Annotated in this window: 4 protein-coding genes; 1 reads left to right on the top strand and 3 read right to left on the bottom strand. The window is 47.3% G+C overall.

Annotated features, from left to right (window positions below; translation table 11 throughout):
- From IX95_RS25530 to IX95_RS25520, 3 genes are all read right to left on the bottom strand, one after another.
- Window positions 1-1,361: bifunctional diguanylate cyclase/phosphodiesterase (locus tag IX95_RS25530; protein ID WP_038165161.1), on the bottom strand; the 1,361-nt coding region annotated here is incomplete at its 3' end.
- A complete protein-coding gene (locus IX95_RS25525) occupies window positions 1,361-1,678 on the bottom strand; it encodes a hypothetical protein (protein WP_152562078.1) in 318 nt (105 codons plus the stop codon). The genes IX95_RS25525 and IX95_RS25530, both read right to left, overlap by 1 nt.
- 231 nt (window positions 1,679-1,909) lie before the next feature.
- Window positions 1,910-2,119: a DUF2850 domain-containing protein gene (locus IX95_RS25520; RefSeq protein WP_443082998.1), complete on the bottom strand. Its 210-nt coding sequence runs from the start codon at window positions 2,117-2,119 to the stop codon at window positions 1,910-1,912.
- A gap of 236 nt (window positions 2,120-2,355) precedes the next feature.
- Between IX95_RS25520 and IX95_RS26580 the strand changes: the two genes are divergently transcribed.
- Window positions 2,356-2,455, top strand: a 100-nt coding sequence (locus IX95_RS26580) for a transposase (RefSeq protein ID WP_443082997.1), incomplete at its 3' end; no start/stop codon positions are given.

Below are 2,455 nucleotides of genomic sequence, written 5' to 3'. Positions count from 1 at the left end.
GCTTTATAAAGGAGCTCATCTGCGCGTTGCAACAAGGCTTCTGCTGACACTGCGCGACCAGCTTCGGTGACCCCAACACTCAAACTCAACGAGATAGACTGCCCCTGAAAGGTCATCGGTGTGCGGCAAACGGCCTTAACCAAGCGCTCGACTAATACCATGGCTCCTTTTAGGTCAGTGCACGGCATTACCGCTAAAAATTCTTCACCTCCCCAGCGCCCATAAACATCCTGTTTGCGCGTCATCGTTCGGATGAAGTCCCCAAAACGCTGCAAAGCCGCATCGCCTGCTGCATGACCATACTGGTCATTGAGTTTTTTGAAGTGGTCAAAATCAAACAAGGCAACCACAAATCCCGTCTTATAACGTTCGTACAACGCCCAGTGCTCATTCAAACTTTTTTCAATGACTCGCCGATTCGCCAGCCCGGTCAGCGAATCCGTATGCGCCAGTTTTTCTAACTGGCAATGCGCCTCCTCTAGAGCGGCTAGATCATTGAGTCTCGCAAGCTCATGCCCTATCCAACCGGCAAACAACCGAATAAGCTCTCGGTCCTGCTGAGAAAATGCCTTGGTAGGCTCTGGGCTTGAGAAGTTCAGCGTCCCATATCTGTGCCCATCAACAAAGACGGGTGCTCCGAGGTACGCCTCAAGACCAAAGGTGGTGAAGCATGGATGCGCAGCAATGTCACTGTTTGAGACGCAATGAAAGCCTTGAACATCGTTGGCGGCGTAGACGTGAGCACAATACGTGATACCCAGTTCAAATGTCATACCCGGTTGTAACGCGTCTTCGGGGTGCACAGCTTGTCTCACGGTATAAAGTGCATCACTAATTTGGCTCAGAATGGCAATGGGGAGCCCAAACTGAGCACACCCCAGATTCAATATGGCTTGAACCCGCTGCTCAAAATTGAGGTGCCGTGAGGACGTAATGCTATGAAGTTGATTTAAGGTGTGCTCTGTCTTAAGGCGCTCTGATTCATCTTGAACAAACGCGACATAATAGAGGACTCGGCCTTGGGCATCTTTTATGGGGCCTCCCGCCGTCTTTCCTTTAAATACCTTTCCGCTCTGCGTGCGAAAATTGACCAAGGAGACCTCTGGTGAGTAAGAAGCAGAAGTATTGAAATGTGTTTCACCGAGTTTTGTGTGTTCCGCTTTGTCTGCATAGAGGCATTCGGTTGATTGACCAATAATCTCTTCTTTGGTATACCCAAACAAAGTGGTGGCCGCTTGATTAAAGCCTAATACCACCCGGTCTGTCGTGGACAACACACACGCCATCTGCAAGTGCTCGAACACCAAACCCAAAGCATGTTGGTTAAGCTGTGAAGGGTTAATAAATGGAGAGTCGGTCATTATACGTCCTCACATTTAGCCAATAGACTGCCAATGAGTGTCTTTACGATGACTTTTGTTTGATGATTGAAAACGTTCACACCATCAGAGACCACCATCCCCTCATTGGCGAGCGCGACCTCTTTCACCAACATGACCTCAGCCAGTCCCTGTTCTAGGTGAACATACATAGGCGGCAGTAGTCTGGCTTTTATCTCATGGTCTTGATAGTAGAGTAGAATCTCAATGTCTTTATCGTCTATATACGCCTGACACCCCTTTACCCATTGTATGAACGTTGATAAATCTTGCTCTAACTGCACACTTAGCTCGTTCACATCCTCTCCCCAATGTTGTATGGGTTTACCCAACTCAAGCATAGACGGTGAGGTGAGATTCAACCAACTGATTAAGACTATCACGCATCAAAAGTCGGGGTTAGACGCAGATTACGCTACGCTTATGAAGATAATTATCGATGTGAGGGGGGAAAGTATGAGTATTTACCACAATGACGACTGGGCGCAGTTCTGCCTGCTCAAAGAGCAAGAATCGTTAGCCAGTCAAGCCTATGACCAAGCCATAGAGGCGTTTTTTTCAGNNCTCAGCGTTTCCCCATCAAAAGAGTAATGCGTACTGATGCGCTTTTGGTTCCAGTGGATACCGTGCTCAGATACTGTCAGTGTGTTCATCGAATAGCGTGCGACGCCTTGCTCGGTCCATGTGCCCTGAAGCAACGCTGTGGCTTGTGCGTGTCGTAGGTTTATCCAATGGTGCATCATCATGCCGATGAGCAATAACCCTAACACAACCAGAAGCCCATACCATTTTGAAACACTGCGGCTTTCCATACATTCTACTCTCAGCGCAAAAAGTAAGCTTTCACTTCTCTCTTAAAGCATAGTAAAGAAATACACTAAAGTTACTTTTATCAATAACTGAAGTGGCATAGTGAATTTGGCCACCTGATTAAGAGGTGATGTATGATCATCTCGATACTAAAACAGGTGACATTATGACTAAGCGTGAAAGACGCACTTTTAACCCAGAATTTAAACTTGAATGCGCTCAACTGGTACTTGATCAGGGGCGAACCTACAAAGAAACCTGTGAAG

Source organism: Vibrio sp. B183 (genome assembly GCF_000740665.1).
GTDB classification, from domain to species: domain Bacteria; phylum Pseudomonadota; class Gammaproteobacteria; order Enterobacterales; family Vibrionaceae; genus Vibrio; species Vibrio coralliilyticus.
This window is presented reverse-complemented; position numbering and strand designations above follow the sequence as displayed.